Annotated in this window: 1 pseudogene; it reads left to right on the forward strand. The window is 59.8% G+C overall.

The features are described from left to right. Positions 1-458, forward strand: a pseudogene (locus NR126_RS28465) (sugar-binding protein); the annotation flags it as partial.

Raw genomic sequence — 458 nt, forward strand, 5'->3', positions numbered from 1 at the left:
ACCGCTCAGGGGCTCTGTCAGCAACGACTGGCTGGTGCTGACCGAAGAGGCTCTGTATCAGGTCAACGGCAACCGGGAAGAGCTGCTGCAAAAGTTGGCCTACCAGACCTTCAACCAGCTCGACAACCCGTTACTGCATGGTCGGCGCCAGCAGCAGGCCCTGACCCTCAACGGCCTGACTACCACTACCGACTACGCCTACGCAAAACTCAACAGCACCTTTGTGGGCGAAACCGTGTTGCAGACCACCGAGACCCTGACCGGTTTCGACCATGGCGTGGGTGGCAAACACACGCGCAAGTTCATCATCCGCGAAGATTCGTTGCTGCATGGTCAGCCCTTGCTGACCCAAGACGACAACGACGTGCGGATCCGCTACACCTATGATGGCTTGCACCGGGTGCTGAGCGAAACCGTGGCCCCTGGCGATGCCCTGTATGAAGGCGCCCGCAACTACC

The organism is Pseudomonas sp. Pse1, assembly GCF_024519635.1.
In the GTDB taxonomy this organism is placed as follows: domain Bacteria; phylum Pseudomonadota; class Gammaproteobacteria; order Pseudomonadales; family Pseudomonadaceae; genus Aquipseudomonas.